Source organism: Nocardioides sp. 503 (genome assembly GCF_004522095.1).
Lineage (GTDB): Bacteria > Actinomycetota > Actinomycetes > Propionibacteriales > Nocardioidaceae > Nocardioides.
In genome coordinates, this window is the sequence record NZ_SPUI01000002.1 from 791,664 (window position 1) to 813,025 (window position 21,362).

At 72.7% G+C, this 21,362-nt stretch carries 18 protein-coding genes; 10 read left to right on the forward strand and 8 right to left on the reverse strand.

Annotated elements, in window-relative coordinates; all coding sequences use genetic code 11:
• Positions 1–6 precede the first annotated feature (6 nt).
• Positions 7–2,193: a DUF4185 domain-containing protein gene (locus tag E4622_RS04805; RefSeq protein WP_134738901.1), complete on the reverse strand. Its 2,187-nt coding sequence runs from the start codon at positions 2,191–2,193 to the stop codon at positions 7–9.
• Positions 2,194–2,272: 79 nt separating this feature from the next.
• Between E4622_RS04805 and E4622_RS04810 the strand changes: the two genes are divergently transcribed.
• On the forward strand, positions 2,273–3,022 hold the full coding sequence (locus E4622_RS04810) for a TetR/AcrR family transcriptional regulator C-terminal domain-containing protein (protein WP_134738902.1): 750 nt from the start codon (positions 2,273–2,275) through the stop codon (positions 3,020–3,022).
• A gap of 36 nt (positions 3,023–3,058) precedes the next feature.
• Here the strand turns inward: E4622_RS04810 and E4622_RS04815 are convergent, their stop codons facing one another.
• Entirely contained in the window at positions 3,059–3,856 is a 798-nt protein-coding gene (locus tag E4622_RS04815) for a PRC and DUF2382 domain-containing protein (RefSeq protein ID WP_134738903.1), read from the reverse strand.
• 182 nt (positions 3,857–4,038) lie between these two features.
• Here E4622_RS04815 and E4622_RS04820 point away from each other — a divergent pair, with 182 nt between their 5' ends.
• The 4 genes from E4622_RS04820 (at position 4,039) to E4622_RS04835 (ending at position 6,644) form a co-directional block, all read left to right on the forward strand.
• Positions 4,039–4,668, forward strand: coding sequence for a hypothetical protein (locus E4622_RS04820; RefSeq protein ID WP_134738904.1), 630 nt, complete (start codon positions 4,039–4,041; stop codon positions 4,666–4,668).
• A gap of 148 nt (positions 4,669–4,816) precedes the next feature.
• Positions 4,817–5,662, forward strand: coding sequence for a hypothetical protein (locus tag E4622_RS04825; RefSeq protein WP_134738905.1), 846 nt, complete (start codon positions 4,817–4,819; stop codon positions 5,660–5,662).
• Positions 5,659–6,087 carry a phage holin family protein gene (locus tag E4622_RS04830; RefSeq protein ID WP_134738906.1) on the forward strand — a complete coding sequence of 143 codons (429 nt, stop codon included), beginning with the start codon at positions 5,659–5,661 and terminating at the stop codon, positions 6,085–6,087. Before E4622_RS04825 ends, E4622_RS04830 begins: the two co-directional genes overlap by 4 nt.
• Positions 6,063–6,644: a DUF3618 domain-containing protein gene (locus tag E4622_RS04835; RefSeq protein ID WP_134738907.1), complete on the forward strand. Its 582-nt coding sequence runs from the start codon at positions 6,063–6,065 to the stop codon at positions 6,642–6,644. Before E4622_RS04830 ends, E4622_RS04835 begins: the two co-directional genes overlap by 25 nt.
• Before the next feature lie 103 nt (positions 6,645–6,747).
• Here E4622_RS04835 and E4622_RS04840 read toward each other — a convergent pair whose 3' ends face one another.
• The 4 genes from E4622_RS04840 to E4622_RS04855 form a co-directional block, all read right to left on the reverse strand.
• The gene (locus tag E4622_RS04840) at positions 6,748–7,242 is read right to left on the reverse strand and encodes a carbonic anhydrase (RefSeq protein ID WP_134738908.1); all 495 of its coding nucleotides are present in this window, start codon (positions 7,240–7,242) and stop codon (positions 6,748–6,750) included.
• A 68-nt stretch (positions 7,243–7,310) separates the two neighbouring features.
• The gene (locus E4622_RS04845) at positions 7,311–9,071 is read right to left on the reverse strand and encodes an MFS transporter (RefSeq protein WP_245155885.1); all 1,761 of its coding nucleotides are present in this window, start codon (positions 9,069–9,071) and stop codon (positions 7,311–7,313) included.
• A 32-nt stretch (positions 9,072–9,103) separates the two neighbouring features.
• Entirely contained in the window at positions 9,104–9,802 is a 699-nt protein-coding gene (locus tag E4622_RS04850; RefSeq protein ID WP_167735979.1) for an LppX_LprAFG lipoprotein, read from the reverse strand.
• A 4-nt stretch (positions 9,803–9,806) separates the two neighbouring features.
• The gene (locus tag E4622_RS04855) at positions 9,807–12,287 is read right to left on the reverse strand and encodes a DNA topoisomerase IV subunit A (protein WP_134738911.1); all 2,481 of its coding nucleotides are present in this window, start codon (positions 12,285–12,287) and stop codon (positions 9,807–9,809) included.
• Positions 12,288–12,364: 77 nt separating this feature from the next.
• Between E4622_RS04855 and E4622_RS04860 the strand changes: the two genes are divergently transcribed.
• The 3 genes from E4622_RS04860 to E4622_RS04870 are packed head-to-tail and all read left to right on the forward strand — an operon-like array spanning position 12,365 to position 16,836.
• Positions 12,365–15,076, forward strand: coding sequence for a bifunctional GNAT family N-acetyltransferase/acetate--CoA ligase family protein (locus E4622_RS04860; protein ID WP_245155886.1), 2,712 nt, complete (start codon positions 12,365–12,367; stop codon positions 15,074–15,076).
• A 57-nt stretch (positions 15,077–15,133) separates the two neighbouring features.
• A complete protein-coding gene (locus E4622_RS04865) occupies positions 15,134–15,721 on the forward strand; it encodes a DUF5998 family protein (protein ID WP_134738912.1) in 588 nt (195 codons plus the stop codon).
• Positions 15,718–16,836 carry a nucleotide pyrophosphatase/phosphodiesterase family protein gene (locus tag E4622_RS04870; protein ID WP_134738913.1) on the forward strand — a complete coding sequence of 373 codons (1,119 nt, stop codon included), beginning with the start codon at positions 15,718–15,720 and terminating at the stop codon, positions 16,834–16,836. The genes E4622_RS04865 and E4622_RS04870 overlap by 4 nt, the downstream gene beginning before the upstream one ends.
• A 6-nt stretch (positions 16,837–16,842) precedes the next feature.
• On the opposite strand, the gene E4622_RS04875 is transcribed toward E4622_RS04870, so the two are convergent.
• Positions 16,843–17,508: a thymidine kinase gene (locus tag E4622_RS04875; protein ID WP_134738914.1), complete on the reverse strand. Its 666-nt coding sequence runs from the start codon at positions 17,506–17,508 to the stop codon at positions 16,843–16,845.
• A 33-nt stretch (positions 17,509–17,541) separates the two neighbouring features.
• Here E4622_RS04875 and E4622_RS04880 point away from each other — a divergent pair, with 33 nt between their 5' ends.
• Both E4622_RS04880 and E4622_RS04885 read left to right on the forward strand, forming a co-directional pair.
• Complete coding sequence (locus E4622_RS04880) at positions 17,542–18,360, forward strand: sulfurtransferase (protein ID WP_134738915.1); 819 nt, start codon at positions 17,542–17,544, stop codon at positions 18,358–18,360.
• A gap of 160 nt (positions 18,361–18,520) precedes the next feature.
• Positions 18,521–18,808 (forward strand): hypothetical protein, encoded by a 288-nt coding sequence (locus E4622_RS04885; RefSeq protein WP_134738916.1) that lies wholly within the window; start codon positions 18,521–18,523, stop codon positions 18,806–18,808.
• A 270-nt stretch (positions 18,809–19,078) separates the two neighbouring features.
• Here the strand turns inward: E4622_RS04885 and E4622_RS04890 are convergent, their stop codons facing one another.
• Positions 19,079–21,085 (reverse strand): SDR family oxidoreductase, encoded by a 2,007-nt coding sequence (locus E4622_RS04890; RefSeq protein ID WP_134738917.1) that lies wholly within the window; start codon positions 21,083–21,085, stop codon positions 19,079–19,081.
• Positions 21,086–21,362: the final 277 nt, after the last annotated feature.

Genomic DNA, 21,362 nt, shown 5'->3' on the forward strand with positions numbered 1-21,362 from the left:
GGCCGGTCAGGGGAGGGTGACGCGCAGGAAGCGCGGCCGGTAGAGCAACGGGTCCTTCACGACCTGGCCGAGGTCCGTGCTGTTCCTGCTGTAGGAGACGACCATCGTGCCCTTGCGGGGCAGGAGGTCGGGGTGGGCCAGGGGCATGTAGCGCAGGAGTCCGGTGACGGTGTCCGACGGCAGCTGGGCCAGGGGGGCCTGCCGGGTGAAGGGCCCGGTGGGCGAGGGCGCGGTCCACACCGTGAGGTTGGTGCCCAGGACCTCGTCCTGCTTGCTCAGGGCGTACCAGGTGGCGCCGCTCCGGAAGACGCTCAAGGTCTGCGACACCCCGCCCTGGGCCGGGATCAGGGTCGCGGCCCCTCGCTCGCTCGTCGACCACGTCCGGCCGTCCCAGTAGCGCCACCGGCGCGCGTCCAGGACGTCGTCCGGGCGCACCCGGGCGAGGCGCAGCGCGAAGCCGAAGACGCCGGACGTGTCCGGCCTCGAGGTGCCGTAGAGGTAGACCCACGGCCCGCCGTCGTCGACGATCGTCGAGGCCGCCCCCCACGTGGTCCGTCCCGTGTCCGCGTCGTCGGGGCCGATGTCGCGCCGCGCGACGAGCTGGGGGGTCTCGCCCCGGGGCACGACGAAGACGGCGATCGAGGTGCCGAGGTTCTCGAAGTCGAACGCGCCGTCCCCGACCGTGCGGACGCGCTGCGCCGCGACGCTGACCAGGTCGTAGCCGGGCCGCTGGGCGCGACCGATCGACATCGGCCAGTAGCCGACGGCCCGCGTGCCCGGCGGCGCGTCGGCGTCGGCGCGGTCGGGGATCACCGCCCCTCGGTCGGGGGGCAGCACGACGCTCAGGCAGCCGGGACCGACCACCAGCATCGAGTTGCGCACGAAGGTCTGCCCGTCGAAGTCCGCGCCGCGCAGGGTGTCGCCGAAGACCCAGAGTCGGCGCCCGTCCTGGAGCAGCACGTCGGCGCCGACGTCGCCGCCCTGGAAGGCCGGGCTGCCGCGCAGCCTGCCGGCGACCCGGTTGAGGTCGGCCACGTCCTGGAGCTCGCCGGTCGCGACGCACTCGGTCTGCGACGCCCGTGACGGCAGGGCGCCCACCGGTGGCGCGCCCTCCGGCACCACGAGCGTGGCCGCCAGCAGCAGGGCCCCGGCCGGGACCACGACGGCGAGCGCCCACCAGACACGGACGTCGCCGACGCGGACGGCCGCGTCGGGCGTCGTCGCACGTGACGTCAGCCGGGCGCGCACCCACCGCGCCGACAGCAGCGTCAGCAGCCCCGTGACGAGCCAGGCGAGCAGCACGAGCACCGGACGGAGCAGGTGCTCCCCGCCGAGGACCGCGGCGGCCTCGACGGCGCGCAGCGCCGCGCCGCTCGGCGACCACGACGCGAGGCCGGCCCAGGGCTGGGGGAGCAGCAGGGGGTCGAGCCCGGTGACGAGAGGCGCGTTGAGGACGAGGAACGACAGGGCGGCGACGGCGAGTCCGGTCAGTCCGGCCAGCGACTCGAGGGCCAGCGTGAGCACGGCGACGACGAGCACGTGCAGCGCGACCAGAGCGACGACCGCGGGCCGGGCCGACCCGGGGGCGGTCCAGGGCAGCATGGTCAGCGCCGCTCCTGCGACGGCGGCGAAGGCCGCGAGCTCGGCGACCCGGCGGGCTCCACGGCGCAGGGTCAGGGCGACCGGTCCACTCCGGGCCGACACGAGCACGACCGCCAGGAAGCCCAGGACCGCCGCGAGCAGGCACAGGGCGTAGCCGTGGGACGCGTCGTGCCCTCGGGGTCCCACCTGCTCGACCCGGAGGGTGCGCTCGCGCGTGGCCTCGTTCTGCTGGACGCGGTCGACGACGGCGTCGTTCAGTCCCGGGTCGCGTCCGGCGTTGACGACCAAAGTGTCGCGGGTGCCCGCGAGGTCGACCAGGAGCGCCGCGACGGCCGTGCCGTCGGTGACCTCGTCCCGGGCCTGCTCCGCGTCCGTCTGGTCGGCCGCGGTCGCGGCGAAGGGACGACCGGGCAGCGCGTTCGCCTCGTCGGCGAGCGCGTCGGCGACGACGCCGGGAGCTACCACCACGAGGGGGACCGAGTGCGGCTCGCCGGTGCCCGGATGGCGCGCCAGGCTGACGAGGAGGGCGATGCCGCAGCCCAGCAGCAGCAGGCACAGCAGCACCGCGGGTCGGCGCACGACGCTGCTCATGCCCGTCACCCTGGCACGTGGGCGGCCCGCGCGGAGGGACGGTCGGCCCGAGGTCCGTATGCTCAAGGCGGGAGGGGACATGTCGGAGCACCAACAGCTGGACGCGGACGCCCAGGTGGTGGCGGGGGAGCCCGCGCCCTCCGAGCGCGTGCCGCTGAGCCGGGACCGGATCGTGTCGAGCGCGGTCGAGTTCATCGACGAGTTCGGGCTGCCCGGGCTGACCATGCGCCGGCTGGGCGAGCGGCTGGGCGTCGAGGCCATGTCGCTCTACCGCTACGTGCCCGGCCGCGAGGACCTCCTGGACGCCGTCGTCGAGCACATCATCGACGAGATGCGCGCAGACGAGAGCGTCATCGACGCCCCGTCGGCCGGGTGGCAGGACTTCCTCCAGCGCCTCGCGCACGGCATCCGTCGCGTGGCGCTCGCCCACCCCAAGTGTTTCCCGCTCGTCGCGTCGCGTCCGGCGGAGGCGCCGTGGCTGCGGCCTCCGCTGCGCAGCCTCGAGTGGGTGGAGGCGTTCCTCAACGGGCTGGAGTCCGAGGGGTTCGACGACGCAGCCGCCGTGGGCGCCTACCGCGCCTTCACCAGCTTCCTGCTCGGTCACCTGCTGCTCGAGGTGGCCACGCACGGCGCGGACGTCGGCCCGCTGGACGTCGTCGAGACCGACGAGGAGCCGGAGGGCGACGCGCTCGCGGAGTACCCGACGGTCCGCCGGCTGCGCAGACCCCTGTCGGAGGACCACGCCGCCGTGGAGTTCGAGGATGCCCTCGAGGAGCTGCTCGCGCGCATGGCGCTGATCCAGGCCAACCAGCACGTCGACCTGGCCTGAGGGCGCCCGTCGCGCGGGCGCCCTCAGCCGGGGTCGCTAGCGGCGGTCGTCCACCTGGCCGTCCGCCTCGATGTGCTCCTTGCGGACCTCCTCGCTGACGGTCTGCTCCTCGACGTCGGTCTCGGTGCCGAGGCGCACCCGCTCGACGGGCTCGGTGGTCTTCTCCACCACGGGGCGCTCCTCGTGGAGGACCACCTCGTGCTCCTCCTCGGAGATCGCGGGGCCGTCGAGGGCGTCGCCCGCGTTGCCGTCCGTGATCGGCTCGGTCTCCAGGACCGCGCGCTCCTTGCGCACCGGGACGGTGTGGGTCTCCATCTCGGTGGTGACGTACTTGCGGAGCCGGACCCGACCGACCTCCTCGTCGGTCGTAGCGACGTGGACCTGCTCCTCGGAGCGGGTCATCGCGTCGTCGGTGGTGCGCCCGGACGTGTCGTGGCCGCGGTCGGCGTCGGAGTCGGCCGCATCGCCCGTCCCGCCCGTGCCCGAGGTGGGTGCCTCGGACGTGTCGTCGCCGGCGTCGGAGGAGGTGCGGTAGTGCGCGTAGAGGCGCTCCTCCTCCGCCGGGTCGAGGTGGTCGCCGTCGAGGTCGACGCTCGGGGCGTCCTTGACCTGGTCCTGGTGGACGGCGACCACAAGGTCGTCGCCGTCCAGCCGCGCGTCCTGCAGCGGCACGAACGACTCCTTCCTGCCGAAGAGACCGGTGTTGACCGTGGCGAAGTCGGGGCGTCCCGTCGCGTCGTCCAGGAACACCTGGCCGACCTTGCCGACCTTGTTGCCGTCGTTGTCGTAGGCCGTGCGGCCGATGATCCGCTGGGCGTCGGTCTCGTTGAGCATGGACCCTCCTGGGGGTTCTCGTGGGGAGCGCTCGGTATCCCCGTGGGCCCGCTTGCAATCCCGTTTCGGCGAGAAAGATTTACAACGTAAGGCTTCATCGTTTACGCCGTAAGGTCCTCGGGTACAGGCCGTCAGCCACCGCGCAGCCGCGCCCGGCTGACCCCGTACCAGTGAGGTGCACGATGGACCAGAACGACAAGCGAGGCTCCACCAGGATCGACCCCGACGCCGCGACCGCGGGATCGGGCACGAACCGTGACCCGCGCGACGACCGGCACTCGCACGACGCCGCCAAGGAGCGCTTCGGCGGCGTGAACGTCGGCGCCGCCTTCTTCGGGTGGCTGGTGGCCATTGCGCTCGCCATCCTGCTCACCAGCATCGTCGGCGCCGTGGTGGCGGCGGTGGGCTCCAGCATGGACGTCGGCCAGACCGAGGCCGAGCGCCAGGCCGGCACGATCGGGATCTCCGCCGCCGTCGTGCTCGCGCTCGTCCTCGCCCTCGGCTACTTCGCCGGCGGGTACGTCGCCGGGCGGATGTGCCGCTTCGACGGCGGCCGGCAGGGGTTCGTCGTGTGGCTCATCGGCCTGCTGGTGACGCTGGTGGCCTTCGGCCTCGGGGCCTTCTTCGGGTCCGAGTACAACATCCTCGACCGCGTCGACCTGCCGAACCTGCCGCTCTCCGCCGACGAGGCCGGCACCGGCGGCATCGTCGCCGCCCTGGTCGTCCTGGTGGTGACGCTGCTCGCCGCCGTCGTCGGCGGCAAGGTCGGCCACCGCTACCACGACCGGGTCGACCGCGCGGCGGGCCGATGACCCGCCTGGCGCGAGAAGGAGGTGCGTCGGCGGCGAGCTGAGCACGTACGCGATCTGAGCCCCACCCCGACGGGTGGTTCCCGGTCCGACCGGGCTGTCACCCCGACCCGTGGGTACCAGGTTCTTCCAGCAACGATGAGGAGTCCTCATGAGCACCACACCCCCTAGCACGCCTCCCGGCTCCACGCCGGGTTCCTACGACACCGGCCTCGGCCTCGACACGCCCACGGGCGACACGCCTCTGGGTGACACCGCCTTCGAGACGAGCAGCACGGGCGGCGCGAGCAGCGACACCGGTGGCGACGACTCGTCGTCCGGCGTCAAGGACAAGGCCCAGGACGCCAAGCAGGCCGCGCAGGAGACCGCGTCGACCGCGGCCGACGAGACCAAGCACGTCGCGGGTGTCGCCGGCGAGGAGGCCAAGAAGGTCGCCTCCGAGGCGAAGGACCACGCCCGCGGCCTGCTCGACGAGGCCCTGGGACAGGTGGACGAGCAGTCGCGCACGCAGCGCGACCGCCTGGTCGGCACCCTCGGCACCTTCAGCGACGACCTCCAGCAGATGGCCGAGAAGTCCGAGGCGCCGGGTCTGGCCTCCGACCTGGCACGCCAGGTCGCCGACCGTGCTCGGAGCCTGGGCGACCACCTGGACGGCCGCGAGCCGGCCGAGCTGCTCGACGACGTCCGCTCCTTCGCGCGCCGCCGCCCGGGCATCTTCCTGGCGGGCGCGCTCGCCGCCGGCGTCGTCGCCGGACGCCTGGCGCGCGGTGCCAAGGCCGCCCAGGACGAGGCGCCCGCCGCCGACGCCTCGCCGTCGACGCCGGTGACGCCGTCCGCCCCCGCGCCGGTGCAGGAGACGGGGCTGCCCACCGTGGGACAGCCGCAGTCCACGGCGCCGGTCTCGGTCGACCCGCTGACCACCACGCCGCTCGCCGACGCGGACGGCGCCGGGGCTCCGGCGCCGTCCACGCAGTCGATGCCGGGGTACACGCCGTGACCTCGACCCCCCCGTACGACGGTGGGTCCACGGCACCCGGCAGTCAGGACCAGCGCAGCCTGGGCCAGATCGTCAGTGACGTGACGCAGGACATCACCACCCTGATCCGCCAGGAGATGGACCTGGCCAAGACGGAGCTCAAGCAGGAGATGAGCAAGGCCGGCAAGGGCGCCGGCTTGCTCGGAGGCGCCGGTGTCGCCGGCTACTTCGTCCTGCTGTTCCTGTCCCTGACCGCCATGTTCGGCCTCGGTGAGGCCATGGACCTCTGGCTCGCCGCCCTGATCGTGACCGTGGTGTGGGGCGTCGTCGCCGCCGTCCTCGCCGTCGTCGGCAAGAAGGCGATCCAGGAGAGCAACCCCCAGCTACCCGAGACGCAGCAAACCCTCAAGGAGGATGTCCAATGGGCCAAAGCACAGAAGAGCTGAGCACCGAGATCGCCGGGACCCGCGAGAACCTCGCGAGCGACCTGGACGCACTGCAGGACCGCGTCAGCCCGAGCGCCATCGTCGAGCGTCGCAAGGAAGCCGCGCGCAACCGCGTGCTGGGCGTCAAGGACAAGGTCATGGGCTCCTCGCAGTCCGCAGCCGGGTCCGCCCAGTCGTCGGTCTCTGGTGCGGCCGACAGCGTCAAGGGAGGCGTCCAGGACGTCGCCGGCAGCGCCGGTGACACCGTCCAGGGCAGCCCCCTGGCCGCCGGGGCCGTGGCGTTCGCCGCGGGTCTGGTCATCGCCGGCCTCATCCCGGCCAGCCGGGTGGAGGCGCGCGCCTCGAAGCAGGTGGTCGACGCGGCCAAGGAGCACGGCCAGCCGCTCGTCGACGAGGCCAAGTCCGTCGGCCAGGAGGTGGGGGACCAGCTCAAGGAGCACGCCACCGACGCGGCCCAGCAGGTCAAGCAGACCGCGCAGGAGTCCGCCGGACGCGTCCAGGAGGAGGGTCAGTCCTCCGCCGAGAACGTCAAGTCGGCAGCCCCCGGGCAGTCCTGAGACCACCTGACACAGGTTCGCATCGCGGGCCGGCATCCGCTGAGGCGGGTGCCGGCCCGTTCGGCTGTGCGCTCGCGCGGGCGTGGCCCGGGTCGCTCCAGGCTCAGAGGTGCTGCTCGAGCAGACCGGTGTCGACGTCGTAGATGAAGCCGCCGACGACGGTGGTCTTCGGGACCAGCGGGTGGGTGCGGATGCGCGCGATGTCCTCGGTGAGGGCCTGGAGCTGGTCGGTGATGACCCCGAAGGTCTGCCAGGACGCGTCCTGGCCGGAGGAGGCCGAGATCCGCTCGCGGATCTCCTCCTCGGTGTTGCTGGCCATGGCGCACCGGGTGTGGGGGACGACCAGGATCCGCTCGACGCCCAGCAGGTGGGTCGCCAGCACCAGCGCCTCCAGCGCCTGGGGGGTCACCCGGCCGCCGGGGTTGCGGAAGATCTTGGCGTCGCCGGGCTTGAGGCCCACCATGCCGAGAGGGTCGATGCGCGAGTCCATGCACGTCACGATCGCCACCCCGGCATGGGCCACGCCGTCGAAGCCGCTCAGGGCGAAGTCGGAGGCGAAGTCACGGTTGGCGGCGAGAAGGTCGTCGAAGTCAGCCACGAGCGCGAACCTAGCCGAACCAGGTGACGTCCGCACGACCGCGTCGGACAGGTGGACAGCCGGACGGCTCAGCCGCCGGCGCGCAGGACGTCGGCGGTGCTGAGAGAGCGGGTGTCCGCGCTCCGGAAGACGACCAGGGCGCAGGCGGCAGCCAGGACGGCGCACACCGCGGCGCCGGCGAAGACCGCGTGCTCCTGGGGGATGCCGGCGCCGGCGAGCAGGTCGCTGAAGGCCTGGCAGCGGGTCTTGCCGTCGCACACCTCCTTGGCCGGCGGCATCGGGTGGTCGCCGAGGTAGGAGTAGTAGCGACGCAGGCCGATCGCCGTCAGCGCCGAGATCCCCACCAGCATCCCGACCATCCGGGCGACGACGACCATCGCGCTGGCGACCCCGTGGACGTCGTCGTCGGTGCTGGCCAGGATCGCGGCGTTGACGGGGGCCAGGGCCAGGCCGAACCCGAAGCCGCACAGGACCAGGGTCGCGTCGGAGTGCAGGCTGTCGAGGCTGGTGATGTCCCACCGGGTCATCAGGACGAAGCCGGCGGCGGCCATCAGCATGCCCACGGCCGTGATCAGGCCCGCCCCGACGCGCCGGGTGAGGTAGCCGCCGACCACGGCGCCGACCGGGAGCGCGACCAGGAAGCGGACCAGCTCGAGCGCGGCCATCAGCTGGGAGTCCCGGTGGACGGTGGTGCGGGCGAACAGCGGGATGTCGATGAGCGCGGCGATCAGCGCCGCGCCCACGAAGAAGCTGACCAGGATGGCGCCCCACGCCGGGGTACGGCGCAGGGCACCGCGCGGCACGAGCGGCGAGGGCGTGCGGCGCAGGTGGACGACCAGGGCGAGCGTCGCGACCGCGGAGCCGGTGAGGTACCACCAGCCCTGGTCGGCCACCAGCTGGACCTTCGGGTCGGCGGTCGCGAAGGTCAGGATGACGCCGCCCAGCGCGACGGCGAGGAACAGCGCGCCGACCAGGTCGGCGTCGCGCATGCTGCGCACCCAGCTGGGTCCGTCGACGAGCGGCCGGCGGGCGGTGAAGCACCGCACCACGAACAGCAGCAGCGTCACGACCGCGGTGGCCCCGAGCGGGGTGAGCCACCTGCCGTCGCCGGTGAACGGGATGAACAGCTGGCCCCAGGTGAGGTCGCGCAGCAGCTGCGAGGGACGCAGGAAGACCAGCGCGCCGGCGCCGAGGGCGACGACGAGGAACAGCGCGCCCAGGAGGTCGGGAAGCCCCCGGGCTCCTCCCGGCCGGCGCTCGACCAGCGCGGGCTCGTCGCGCGGGTGGCTTCCCCGCAGCGCCGAGATCGCGGCCGCGAGGACCAGACCGACCGCGAGGTTGATGACGAAGATGACCCGCCAGTCGGCCACCGCGAGCACGGCCGCGCCGAAGAGCGGACCGATGACGCTGCCCAGCTCCTGCACGGCCGAGACCACGCCCAGCGGGACGCCGCGGCGCTCGCGCGGGTAGAGGTCGGCGACCAGGGCGAGCGTGGCCGGCACCAGACCGCCGCCGCCGATCCCCTGCAGGAAGCGCCCGGACACCATGCTGGGCATGTCGTAGGCCAGCGTCGTGACGAGCGAGCCCAGCGCGAAGACGACGAGCGCGGCCACCAGCACCGGCACCCGGCCCCGCAGGTCAGCGATGCGCCCGATCAGCGGGAGCATGGCGACGTAGCCCAGCAGGAAGCCCGAGATGATGGGTGCGGCGCGCTGGAGCTCCTCGGTCGACACCCCGACGGCGCCGACCATCTCGGGCAGCGCCAGGACGACGACGTAGGTGTCGGCTGCGGCGAACGCCACCGCCACCGCGGCGAGGCCGAGCAGCACGCGGGGAGTACTCGCTGAGCTCGTACCCCCGGTCACGGCGCGGTGATGTCCTTCTCGGTGCCGTAGTCGTCGAACTCCAGGGTGTAGGTCATCGAGTCCTCGCCCTCGTAGAACTCGCCGGTGAGCACGGCGGTGCGCAGCTCGCCCGAGTCGGACACGGTGTAGGTCGCGTCGAAGTCGCCGGTCGAGCCGGGGATGATGAACTTGACGACGGTGCCGGGGACCGTGCCGGAGTACTCGGTGAAGATCTCCTTGTTGCCCTCGCCGCCGCGGATCGAGTCGCCCTTCTCGAGGTCGGTCGTCGCGGCGAGCAGCGAGGAGAAGCCCTTGTCGGGGCTCATCAGCTGCGCGGGGTCCGGCGCGCCGTACTCGCCGGGGTCGACCTCCTGCATGCCGGGGCTGAGCGGGAGCTCGGCGAACACCTTGCCGTCGACCGCCACCACCGGCACCTGGAACTGGCCCGCGGCGATGGAGACGTCGATCGAGCCCTCGAACGCCGGCGCGTGGGTGCCGATGCCGTCGGCCTCCAGGATGCCGGTGACGCCGTCGGGGAGGTCGTCGGTCGACAGGGTGATCGCCACGCCGCTGGTCTCGTCGAGCGCGGTCTTGGCGCTGGCCATGGCCTCCTCGGGCGAGGCGCTCTTCGCGCCGCCCTCGTCGTCGCCTCCGCAGGCGGTGAGGGCGAGCGTGAGGAGGCCGGCGACGGCCAGGGGAGCGAGGCGGGAACGCATGGCGTCACCCAACCACATCGGGAGCGGCGGGCAGGCCGACGCGTGCCGCCAGCGGTCCCGCGGCGGCGGCGATCGGCTGCGGGGACGGGGTGCCCGAGCCGTCGCGTCGGCCGTTGGCCTCCGGCAGCTCCACCGGGGCGCCGCTGGCGGCGGCGGCACGCGCCGGCGCCGGGCCGGCCCAGGCGAAGACCAGGGCGTCCTCGCCCTTGAGGAAGCGGTGGCAGCGGACCCCGCCCGTGGCCCGGCCCTTGGCGGGGTACTCCGTGAAGGGCGTGACCTTCACGAGCCCCGGCTCGGTGCCCGGCAGGGCCGTGGACGAGCCGGAGGCGGTGACGACGACCGACCCGGCGGGGTCGTCGACCACCCCGAACCACGCGACCGACTCGCCCGCGGCGAGGCGCACGCCGGCGATGCCGCCGCCGCCGCGGCCCTGCGGGCGCACCGCCTCGGCGGTGAAGTGCAGCAGCTGGGCGTCGGTCGTGATGAAGCACAGCGTCTCGTCGCCCGTGCGCAGCTGGACCGCGCCGACGACCTCGTCGCCGTCCTCGAGGCGGATGACCTCCCACTCGTCCTTGCCCAGCACCTCGGGGTTGACCCGCTTGACCGTGCCCCGGCGGGTGCCGAGGGCCAGCCCGGGACCGTCGGCGGTGAGGGTGCACAGCGCCAGCGCCCGCTCGCCGGTGTCGAGCGGCAGCACCTCGCTCACCTGGAGGCCGCCGTTGAGGTTGGGGTCGTTGGCCGACGGCGGCAGCACCGCGGTGACCTCGAGCATGCTGAGCCGCAGGACCCGGCCCGCGGACGTCAGGACTCCGATCTCGCCGCGCGCGGTCGTGGCGACCGCGGACACGACGACGTCGTGGTTGGTCCGGTCGCCGCCGGAGCCGAACGGCTCGTCGGTGCTCGACCGCGCCAGCAGGCCGCTGGAGGAGAGCAGCGCGTAGCAGGGGTCGTCGGTCATCTCGACCGACGCGGACGCCGCCACGGGAGCCGCGGCGCCGAGCAGGACGGTGCGGCGGGGGGTTCCGTAGGTCTTGGCGACCTCCGTCAGCTCGTCGCTGACGACCCTGCGCAGCAGCTTCTCATCGCCCAGGATGGCCTCGAGCTCCTCGATCTCCCGGCGCAGCTCCTCCTGCTCCTTCTCCAGCTCGATCCTGCTGAAGCGGGTGAGCCGGCGCAGCTGCATCTCCAGGATGTAGTCGGTCTGGGCCACCGAGAGGTCGAAGACCGACATCAGCCGCTCGCGGGCCGTGGCGGTGTCGTCGCTGGTGCGGATCACCTGGATCACCTCGTCGATGTCCAGCAGCGCGACCAGCAGCCCGTCGACCAGGTGGAGGCGGTCGGCGCGCTTGTTGCGGCGGAACTGCGAGCGGCGGCGTACGACGTCGTAGCGGTGGTCCAGGAAGACCTGGAGCATCTCCTTGAGCCCGAGCGTGCGGGGCTGGCCGTCGACGAGGGCGACGTTGTTGATGCCGAAGGAGTCCTCCATCGGCGTCTGGCGGTAGAGCTGCTCGAGCAGCGCCTCGGGCACGAAGCCGTTCTTGATCTCGATGACCAGCCGCAGCCCGTGCTCGCGGTCGGTGAGGTCCTTCATGTCCGAGATGCCCTGGATCTTCTTGCCCTGCACCAGGGTCTTGATGCGCTCGATGACCTTCTCGGTGCCGACGCCGTAGGGCAGCTCGGTGACCACGATCCCCTTGCGGCGACCGATCGCCTCGACGCGGGCGGTGGCGCGCATCCGGAACGAGCCGCGCCCGGACTCGTAGGCGTCGCGGATGCCGTCGAGGCCCACGATCTTGCCGCCGGTGGGCAGGTCAGGGCCCGGGACGAAGCGCATCAGGTCGTCGACCGTCGCCTTCGGGTGCGAGATGAGGTGGCGCAGGGCCTGCACGACCTCGACCAGGTTGTGCGGCGCGCAGTTGGTGGCCATGCCGACCGCGATGCCGGTCGTGCCGTTGACCACGAGGTGCGGGATCGCCGCGGGCAGCACCGAGGGCTCCAGCTCGCGGGAGTCGTAGTTGGGCTTGAAGTCGACGGTGTCCTCGTCGATCGAGGCCGTCATCGCCACCGCGGCGGGCGCCATGCGGCACTCGGTGTAGCGCATGGCGGCGGGGGAGTCGTCGGGCGAGCCGAAGTTGCCGTGGCCGTCGACGGTGGGCAGCCGCAGCGAGAAGGGCTGGGTCATGCGCACCAGCGCGTCGTAGATGGCGCCGTCGCCGTGGGGGTGCAGGCGACCCATGACCTCGCCGACGACGCGGGCGCTCTTGACGTGGCCGCGGTCGGGGCGCAGCCCCATGTCGTTCATCGTGTAGAGGATCCGGCGCTGGACCGGCTTGAGGCCGTCGCGCGCGTCGGGCAGGGCGCGGGAGTAGATGACGGAGTAGGCGTACTCGAGGAACGAGGCGCGCATCTCGTCGCCGACGTCGATGTCGAGGATGTGCTCCTCGAAGTCGTCGGGGACGGGGGGCTGGGGACTACGACGTGCCATGCGCCCATCCTCTCCCGCACCGACCGGTCACCCGGAGGGGGCACGCCGTACACCGGGAACGGGATAGATTGCAGCGCGTGAGCGCCGAGCCGACAGAGGAGACCGTGGTTCCGAGCGCGCCTCGCCACTGGGAGGCCGACGTCCTGCTCCGCGACGGGCGCACCGCGCACATCCGTCCCATCCAGCCGGAGGACGCCGAGCTGCTCGTGGAGTTCTACTCCCGGGTCTCCGACACGTCGAAGTACTACCGCTTCTTCAGCCCGATGCCGCTGCTCTCGGAGCGCGACGTCAAGCGGTTCACCCAGGTCGACCACCAGCAGCGCGTCGCCCTGGTCCTCATGCTGCAGGGCCGGATGATCGCGGTCGGACGCTTCGACGTCGTCCAGCCCGGCGAGGCCGAGGTCGCGTTCCTGGTGGAGGACGAGCACCACGGCCGCGGCATCGCGCAGCTGCTGCTCGAGCACCTGGCCCAGGCCGGGCGCGAGCGCGGGGTGGAGCGCTTCACCGCCGAGGTCCTGCCCGACAACCACCGGATGATCCAGACCTTCCGCGACGCCGGCTACCGCGTCGCCAGCGAGTACGACGAGGGCGTGCTCATGCTGGAGTTCTCCATCGACCCCACCGAGACCGCCATCGGGGTGATGCGTGGGCGCGAGCACCGAGCGGAGGCCGCCTCGATCGAGCGGTTCTTCAACCCGCGCTCGGTGGCCGTCATCGGCGCCAGCCGTCGCCAGGACACGATCGGCCAGGCGCTGGTGCGCAACCTCGTCACCGGCGACTACACGGGCCGCGTCTACGTCGTCAACCAGAGCGCCACGGCCGTCTCGGGCATGCCGGCCTACAAGTCCGTCGGCGAGATCCCCGACGACGTGGACGTCGCGATCGTGGCCGTCCCCGCCGAGGCCGTCGAGGACGTCGTGCTCGACTGCGCGGCCAAGGGCGTGCACGGGCTGATCGTCGTCTCCTCCGGCTTCGCCGAGACCGGCGACGAGGGCCGCAAGCGGCAGCGCCGTCTCGTCGGCCTCTCGCGCTCCTACGGGCTGCGCCTCATCGGACCCAACTGCCTCGGCGTCATCAACACCGACCCCGCGGTCTCGGTCAACGCCTCGCTGTCCTCGGTGATGCCCGCGCGCGGCCGCGCCGGCTTCTTCTGCCAGTCCGGCGCCCTGGGCTCGGCGATCCTGGAGAAGGTCAAGAACCGCGGCCTGGGACTCTCGACGTTCGTCAGCGCCGGCAACCGCGCCGACGTCTCCGGCAACGACCTGCTGCAGTACTGGGAGGAGGACGACTCCACCGAGGTCGTCCTGCTCTACCTCGAGTCCATCGGAAACCCGCGCAAGTTCTCGCGCATCGCGCGCCGGGTCTCGCTGCGCAAGCCGATCATCGCGGTGCGGTCGGGCCGCACGACGCAGGGCGTCCCGATGGGGCACGCCGTACGCCGGATCGCGGCGCCGCCGCAGGCGGTCGACGCGATGTTCCGCCAGGCCGGGGTGATCCAGGTGGACACGCTCGAGGAGATGTTCGACGTCGCCCAGCTGCTCGCCCACCAGCCGCTCCCGCGTGGTCGCCGGGTCGCCGTCGTCGGCAACTCCGACGCGCTGGGGCTGCTCGCGGTGGACGCGGCGGCCTCCGTCGGGCTGGTCGTCAACAAGTCGGTCGCCCTGGGCGCTGAGGCCACGGCCGACGACTTCGAGGACGCGCTCGACGCCGCCATCGACGACCCGGACATCGACTCGGTCATCGCGGTCTACATCCCGCCGCTCAACGTCTCCGGCGAGGACGTCGCCAACGTGCTGGCGGCCGTGGGGGAGCAGTCCGACAAGCCGCTGGTGTCGTCCTTCCTCGGCGCCGAGGGGGTCCCCGAGCTCCTGCGGGTGCCCGACGTCGCCGGCTCCACGGCCGGACGAGGCTCGGTGCCGTCCTACCCCGCCGTCGAGGCGGCCGTCCGGGCGCTGGCGCGCGTCGTCGAGTACGCCGTGTGGCTGCGCACCCCCGACGGGCCCCACCCCGAGTCCGCGGACGTGGACCTCGGCGGGGCGCGCCGGCTCGTGACCGCGGCGCTGGCCGAGCACCCCCAGGGGGTGGCCCTCACGCCAGCGCAGACCGCCGAGCTGCTGGCCGCCTACGACATCCACCTCTGGGACTGCCGCTCCGCCAGCACGCTGCAGGAGGCGCAGGACGCCGCGCGCGAGCTCGGCTGGGACGTCGTGCTCAAGGCGACCTCCCACCCGCTGCGCGAGCGGCCGGACCTGGCCCACGTGTGGCGCAACATCGACACCCCCGACGAGATGAGTGACGCCTGGGAGACGCTCACCGAGCTCGTCGGCCAGCCGGAGACCGCCGGCTTCGTGGTGCAGAAGAACGCCCCTCCCGGCGTGCCTGTGGCGGTGCGCAGCATCGAGGACCCGCTGTTCGGGCCGGTGGTGTCGTTCGGGATCTCGGGGCCGATCATCGAGCTGCTGGCCGACAAGTCCTACCGGATCCCGCCGCTGGGCGGTCGCGACGCCGCCGCCATGGTGCGCGAGGTCAAGAGCTCGCCGATGCTGTTCGGCTACCGCGGCGCCGACGTGGTCGACGTCGCCGAGATCGAGCGGCTGATCTCGCGCGTCGCCCAGCTGCAGAACGACCTGCCGCAGGTCAGCGCGCTCGAGCTCTCGCTGGTCCTGGCCGGCACCAGCGGCGCCAGCGTGCTCACCGCGGAGGCCCGCGTCGAGCCGGTCGCCGACCCCCGCTCCGACCTCTTCGTCCGGCGGATGCCCGAGCTGCCCGGCGACACGTTGCCCAGCTGACACGCTGCCCGGCCGACACCGGTCCCGGTCCCGCGGGACTAGTGACAGACTGACGCCATGCGCACCACCCGTACCGACGACCGCGACCGCACCGTGGAGCTCCGCAAGGCGATCGCCCGCACGGGCTACTACCCCGAGGTCGTGGCGGACGGGGTCGACGCGGCCGTCGCGGGCGAGCAGGTGCTGTCCTTCTACGTCCACCACGAGCCGACCTTCGAGCGCGACGAGGTACGCCGCCACCAGAGCGTCATCGTGCTGACCCCCTCGCGGCTGATCCTGGCCCACACCGACGAGCACGCCGGCGACGACCTCCTGCCCGAGCCCTACACCTCCACGTCCACGGAGGCGATCGCGCTGTCCGCGGTGAAGTCCGTGGTGGTCACCCGCATGACCGCCAACCCCACGTCGGGCCCGACCCCGCCGGCCGAGGCCGTCATGACCATCGGCTGGGGCGGCGTCAGCCGCATCGACCTGGAGCCGGCCGCCTGCGCCGACCCGGACTGCGACGCCGACCACGGCTACACCGGGGTCCTGGCCTCCGACGACTTCTCGCTGCGCGTCAGCGCCGCCGCCGACGGCGGCGAGGCCGTCGCCGGGCTGCTCTCCTTCGCCGAGACCCTGTCCGCGCGCACCCACGCCGGGTGAGCACCTTCCTCGAGCCCGCCTACGGGCGGCGCTCGCTGGGCGACGTCGTCCCGGCCGTCGCGGCCGCGCTGGGCGTGCCCGCTGCCGCGGAGCCCACGGGGCTGGTGCTGCCCGACGCGGCGTCGTACGTCGTCTTCCTGATCGACGGCCTCGGCGCGCGCCTGCTCGAGCGCCACGCCCACGCCGCGCCGTACCTCTCGAGCCTGCTGGCCGGCCAGGAGCCGGGCACCGCGGGCGTGCCGTCCACCACGGCCACCAGCCTCACCTCGCTCGGGACCGGGCTCACTCCCGGCACCCACGGGATGGTCGGCTTCACCTCACGGGTGCCGGGCACGGGCCGGCTGCTCAACGCGCTGTTCTGGGACCAGGACGTCGACCCCCGTGAGTGGCAGCCGCACGAGACGGCGTTCGCGCGGCTGCAGCGCGCGGGGGTGCCCGTCACGGTCGTCAACAAGCGGGAGTTCCGCGACAGCGGCCTGACGGTCGCGGCGCACCGCGGCGGTGACTTCGTCGGGGCCGACAAGGCCGGCGAGGGCATCGCGGCCGCCGTGGCCGCCTCGTCGGCGCGGCCCTCGCTGACCTACCTCTACGACGGCGACCTCGACTGGACCGGGCACCGCTACGGCGTGGCGTCGAGCCAGTGGCTGATCCAGCTGTCGATGATCGACGCCGAGGCCGAGCAGCTGCGCGAGGCGCTGCCGGCCCACACCCGGCTGGTGGTCGTGGCCGACCACGGCATGGTCGACTCCCCGCCGGAGAGCCGGGTCGACGTCGACGAGCACCTCGAGCTGCGCGACGGCGTCGCCCTGCTGGGCGGGGAGGCCCGCTTCCGTCACCTCTACTGCCAGCGCGGCGCCGTCGACGACGTCGTCGCCACCTGGTCCGAGCACCTGGGGGAGCGCGCCGAGGTGATGACGCGCGAGACGGCCATCGCCCGGGGCTGGTTCGGGGCGGTCGCACCGCTCGTGCTGCCTCGGCTCGGCGACGTGGTGGTCGCCGCCCGCGGTGACCACGGCGTCTTCTCGTCGGTCGACTTCGCCTACGAGCAGACCCTGGTCGGGCTGCACGGCTCGCTCACCGAGGACGAGATGCTGATCCCGATCGTGGTCGACTGAGCGGGTTCAGCCGAACGGCAGGGGGTCCGCGGCCAGGCTGACGGCATGGGCGCGGGCGGCGGTGAGCCGGCGCCGGTGGTGCTGGCGGCAGAGCACCTCGTAGGACACCTCGGCCGGCTCGCCGGCCACGGCCTCCTCGGGCTGCTCGACGTCGCCGACGACGATGACCTCGCCCTCGACCACCATGACGCCGTCCTCGGTGCGCGCGTTGTGGGTGGCGCGCTTGCCGCACCAGCACAGGGTCTCGACCTGCAGCACGTTCATCCGGTCGGCCAGCTCCACCAGCCGGGCACTGCCCTCGAAGAGCGAGGTGCGGAAGTCGGTGAGGATCCCGAAGGCGAAGACGTCGATCTGCAGCTCGTCGACCACCTTGGCCAGGTCGTCGACCTGTGCTCGCGTGTAGAACTGGGCCTCGTCGCAGATCAGGTAGTCGATGCGGCCGCCCTGCGTGAGCGCGTCGACGACGTAGCGCCAGAAGTCGAAGTCGGGAGCCACCTCGATCGCCTCGTGGGCCAGCCCGAGGCGGCTGGACAGGGTGGCCTCGCCGGCGCGGTCGAGGGTCGTGAAGATGCGCCCCTGCCGCCCGCGCACCGCGTGGTTGTGGTTGGTCTGGAGCGCCAACGTGCTCTTGCCGGAGTCCATGGTCCCGGTGAAGAAGTGCAGTTCCGCCACGCGGCGCATCCTGTCACGCGGCACGATGGGGGAATGACCACCCCGCTGATCTCGACCGCCGAGCTGCGCGACCTGCTGGCCGGTGCCACCGAGGTCACCCTGCTGGACGTCCGCTACCGCATGGGCGGACCCTCCGGGCCCCAGGAGTACGCCGCCGGCCACCTGCCCGGCGCGGTCTTCGTCGACCTCGACACCGATCTGGCGTCCCCGCCGGGGACCGGCGGGCGGCACCCGCTGCCCGACCCGCAGGTGTTCGAGCGGGCGATGCGACGCGCGGGCGTCTCCTTGGGGCGCCCGGTCGTGGTCTATGACGACTGGTCCGCGCACGCCGCCGGACGCGCGTGGTGGCTCCTGCGCTTCCACGGCCACCCGGACGTGCGGGTGCTCGACGGCGGGCTGTCCGTCTGGGTCGCCGACGGGGGAGCGGTCGAGGAGGGCGCCGTGACGCCCGAGCCGGGCGACTTCACGCGCTCGGAGTCCCCGGGGATGCCCGTGGTCGACGCCGACGGGGTGCTCGACGTCGACGTGCTCGTCGATGCTCGCGCCGCCGAGCGCTACCGGGGCGAGGTCGAGCCCGTCGACCCGGTGGCGGGCCACGTCCCGGGTGCCGTCAACGTCCCGACCTCCCGCAACCTCGGCGACGACGGCCGGTTCCGCTCGGCCGAGGAGCTGCGCGCCGTCTACGCCGAGGTCGGCGCCGTGCCGGGCGCCGACGTGGCGGCGTACTGCGGCTCGGGCGTGACCGCCACCCACGACCTGATCGCGATGGAGCTCGCGGGCATCACCGCAGCGCTCTACCCCGGCAGCTGGAGCGGCTGGGTCACCGACCCGTCCCGACCGGTATCCCGCTGACCTGGGGGTGAGCCGGGTCACGGCGCCGCCACCCTTTGGGGGGGAGATGGTGGGGTCCGACGGGGGCACCGGGCATCCGTACGGCGTACTCGACGTGACGGGTCCCCGACCCGTCGAAGACGGGCATCGTCACGTCGGCACCGTCCTCAAGGAGACACCCATGTCGAGCACCACCACGAGCAGCCACGCTGCCCAGAACGACCACGCCACGAGCACCCGCCGCCTCAGCACCGAGACCAAGGCGTCCTTCAAGACGACCGAGCTGGTCGCCTACGTCGCGGCGGTCATCGGGGTCCTGATCGCCGCCGCCATGGTCGACCGCGGCGACTTCGGCGCGCAGGAGGCCTGGTTCTACGTCACGCTGCTGACCATCGGCTACATGGTGAGCCGCGGCCTGGCCAAGTCCGGCAGCCGCGACTTCTACAGCGACTCGCAGCGCGACCACTGATCCCCGCTCGCTGCCCCGGCCCCTTCTCGAGGGGCCGGGGCAGCGCTCTTCTGCTGCCAGGAGCCCACGATGTTCCTCTTCTTCAACAACCGCCTCGGCTGCGCCGGCTCGCTGCTGGTCTCGCTGGCCCTGAGTGCGGTCCTGTTCCTCGTCCTGCTCGTCCTGAACCGCTGAAGGTGATCTGCTGATGATGTTCCTGTTGCGCCTGCTGCTGTGGTCCGGCGCCTCGGTGCCCGCCCCCGACGAGACCGACGGTGGCGGACCTCTGTCTCACCAGTGAACGCCCTTGAAGAGCCGCGCCAGCATGATCTGCTCGGACTCGCGCGTGCCACCGGAGGCGTCGTCTCCCTTCGCCGCGGCTGAGTCGGGGAACACGTGGTAGGCCATGTTGAGCAGGCGGAACGACAGCTTGGGGGCCACCGTGTGGGCCACCGCGCCGACGTTGCCGAGCAGGGTGTTGATCTCGTGGGGACGCCCCACCATGGCCTCGATCACGAGGTCCGCGGCCTGCGCCGGTGAGATCGTGGGGAACCGGTCGTAGAGCTTCGTGGGCGCGATCATCGGCGTCCGCACCAGCGGCATGTGGACGTTGGTGAACGTCACGCCGTCGCCGACGAGCTCGGAGGACACGACGTTGCTCCACGAGTCGAGCGCGGCCTTGGAGGCGACGTAGGCGGAGAACCGCGGTGGGTTGGTCTGGACGCCGATCGAGCTGACGTTGACGACGTGCCCGCGCCGCTGGTAGCGCATCTGCGGCACCAGTCCCATGACCAGACGGATCGCCCCGAAGTAGTTGAGCTGCATCGTGCGCTCGAAGTCGTGGAACCGGTCGTGGGAGAGCTTCAGCGACCGCCGGATCGAGCGGCCGGCGTTGTTGACGACGAAGTCGACCGACGGGAGCTCGGTCGTCACCTGCTCGCACAGCCGGTCGATCGCCTCCAGGTCGGAGAGGTCGCAGGGGAAGACGTGGGCGGTGCCGCCGCGCCACTCGATGACGGCGCGGGTCTCCTCGAGCTTGTCCTTGCCCCGCGCCACCAGGACCGGGATGCCGCCGGCCTGCGCCACCTTCAGCGCCGTGACCTGGCCGATCCCGGACGAGGCGCCGGTGATCACGACGTACTTGCCGCTCAGCGCCTCGCAGATGCGCGAGTCGCGGGCGGTGGACTCGTCGAGGTGCTCCTCCCAGTAGCTCCAGAGCACGCGGGCGTAGGACTCCAGGTCGGGCACGCCGATGCCGGAACCGGCCAGCGCCCGCTCGGTGCGGCGGGAGTCGAAGACGGCCGAGAACGAGCTGTGGCCCAGGACCTCCGCCGGGACGCCGAGCCGCCCGAGGGTCTGGTCGAGCACGGCCTGGACGAGCGGGTTGCGGACCAGGCCGGTGGCGATCGTCGATGGCCGCAGGGCGCGCGGCACCAGCGCGAGGGGCCTGCGGGTCACCGCGCGGTCGATCGGCGTCGCGAACGTCGGAGCGCCGGCCGCGGAGCAGAACGCGTTGACCATGTCGACCACCGGCTGCGGCTCGGGGTTGACCAGGTGGAAGGCCTCGCCGTCGCGGTCGGGCAGGTGGGCCAGGTGGTCCATCGCCGCCGCGACGTAGTCGACGGGCACGACGTTGGTGTCGCCCAGGTCGACGCCCACCAGGGGCAGCCAGGCCGGCAGCCGGTCGCGCATCCGCTTCATCAACGGGAAGAAGTAGTAGGGGCCGTCGACCTTGTCCATGGCGCCGGTCGTGCTGTCGCCGACCACGATCGCCGGGCGGTAGACCCGCCACGGCACCTCGCACTCCTCGCGGACGATGCGCTCGGACTCGTACTTCGTGCGGTGGTACGGCGAGGGCAGCCGCTGGCCCTCCGCGAACATCGTCTCGTCGAATCGGCCGCGGTGGTCGCCGGCGGCCGCCACGGAGGACACCTGGTGGAAGCAGCCCACGCCGAGGCGACCGGCCAGCTCGACCGCGTGGCGGGTGCCGCCGACGTTCAGCTGCTCGTTGGTCTCGTCGTCGGCGGTCATGTCGTAGATCGCCGCGAGGTGGAACAGGTGCTCGACGCTGTCGCGGTGCTCGGCGACCCAGTCCTCGTCGACCCCCAGCCCCGGCTCCCCGAGGTCGCCCACGACCGGCACCACGCGCTCGGACCCCCACTGTCGGGACAGTGCCTCGAAGCGCGCCATCGAGCCGGCCCGCACCAGCACGAACACCTCGCCCTCGCGGTGGTCGAGCAGCTCCTGCACGAGGCGGCGTCCGATGAACCCTGTGGCGCCCGTCACGAAGTACGACATGGCGGGAGGCTACTCGCCCCGGCGGTGATGCCCCCGGTGGTTGAGGAAGGCGGGGGTTGAGGAAGGCGAGACCCCGCGGGTCGAGGAAGGCGCGACCCCCGGGGGTTGAGGAAGGCGCGCTAGCGCCTGTCTCGAAACCCCTCGCGTATGGAGTGGCGCGTTGGAGGTTTCGAGACGGTTGCTGGCGCAACCTCCTCAACCTCCGGGGGGCTGGGGGTTGAGGAAGGCGCGCTGGCGGCTGTCTCGAAACCCCTGGCGGGTGGGGCGGTGCGCTGGA

Excerpts from the sequence above, each read along its gene's own strand:
- E4622_RS04805 (WP_134738901.1), bottom strand. The coding sequence starts at position 2,193 with ATGAGCAGCGTCGTGCGCCGACCCGCGGTGCTGCTGTGCCTGCTGCTG.
- E4622_RS04825 (WP_134738905.1), top strand. The coding sequence starts at position 4,817 with ATGAGCACCACACCCCCTAGCACGCCTCCCGGCTCCACGCCGGGTTCC.
- E4622_RS04880 (WP_134738915.1), top strand. The coding sequence starts at position 17,542 with ATGACCACCCCGCTGATCTCGACCGCCGAGCTGCGCGACCTGCTGGCC.
- E4622_RS04855 (WP_134738911.1), bottom strand. The coding sequence starts at position 12,287 with ATGGCACGTCGTAGTCCCCAGCCCCCCGTCCCCGACGACTTCGAGGAG.
- E4622_RS04885 (WP_134738916.1), top strand. The coding sequence starts at position 18,521 with ATGTCGAGCACCACCACGAGCAGCCACGCTGCCCAGAACGACCACGCC.
- E4622_RS04890 (WP_134738917.1), bottom strand. The coding sequence starts at position 21,085 with ATGTCGTACTTCGTGACGGGCGCCACAGGGTTCATCGGACGCCGCCTC.
- E4622_RS04810 (WP_134738902.1), top strand. The coding sequence starts at position 2,273 with ATGTCGGAGCACCAACAGCTGGACGCGGACGCCCAGGTGGTGGCGGGG.
- E4622_RS04815 (WP_134738903.1), bottom strand. The coding sequence starts at position 3,856 with ATGCTCAACGAGACCGACGCCCAGCGGATCATCGGCCGCACGGCCTAC.
- E4622_RS04865 (WP_134738912.1), top strand. The coding sequence starts at position 15,134 with ATGCGCACCACCCGTACCGACGACCGCGACCGCACCGTGGAGCTCCGC.
- E4622_RS04850 (WP_167735979.1), bottom strand. The coding sequence starts at position 9,802 with ATGCGTTCCCGCCTCGCTCCCCTGGCCGTCGCCGGCCTCCTCACGCTC.
- E4622_RS04820 (WP_134738904.1), top strand. The coding sequence starts at position 4,039 with ATGGACCAGAACGACAAGCGAGGCTCCACCAGGATCGACCCCGACGCC.
- E4622_RS04835 (WP_134738907.1), top strand. The coding sequence starts at position 6,063 with ATGGGCCAAAGCACAGAAGAGCTGAGCACCGAGATCGCCGGGACCCGC.